1 protein-coding gene is annotated in these 451 nt (G+C 66.3%); it reads right to left on the bottom strand.

Going from position 1 to position 451, the window contains the following annotated elements:
* Nucleotides 1-24 precede the first annotated feature (24 nt).
* Nucleotides 25-451, bottom strand: a 427-nt coding sequence (locus EKO23_RS24875) for a transposase (RefSeq protein WP_167880652.1), incomplete at its 5' end; no start/stop codon positions are given.

Raw genomic sequence — 451 nt, 5'->3', positions numbered from 1 at the left:
CGGCTCTTGTGATTGATCCGTGGGTCATTGCCGGCCGGGTAGGGCGGGTCGGTGGCCGCCGAGGTTGAGCATGGCGAGGGCGATGAGTGCCTGGGGTGAGCGGAACCCGAAGGCGATCCGGGTGATGAGGCGGATCTTGGTGTTGACCGATTCGATGCGGCCGTTGGACAGGCCGTGCTCGATCGCGGCGAGGATCGAGGCCTTGTGCTTGACGATGCGACGTTGGAGCTCGATGAAGGGGGTGATGCGGCATCGACGGGCCCAGCCGATCCAGGTCTCGAGCGCCTGGGGGGCCTCCTCGGTGGGGAGCTGGAAGACCAGTCGTAGGCCTTCCTTGAGCAGGTAGGCGCGGTGCAGCCGGGGGTCGTTCTTGGCGATCCAGTCCAGCTTCGCGGCGTGTCGTGGGGTGAGGTTCTCGGGGTTCTTCCATAGCGCCCAGCGGGCACGTTTC

Origin of the sequence: Nocardioides guangzhouensis (genome assembly GCF_004519545.1) — a bacterium.
In the GTDB taxonomy this organism is placed as follows: Bacteria; Actinomycetota; Actinomycetes; order Propionibacteriales; family Nocardioidaceae; genus Nocardioides; species Nocardioides guangzhouensis.
This window is presented reverse-complemented; position numbering and strand designations above follow the sequence as displayed.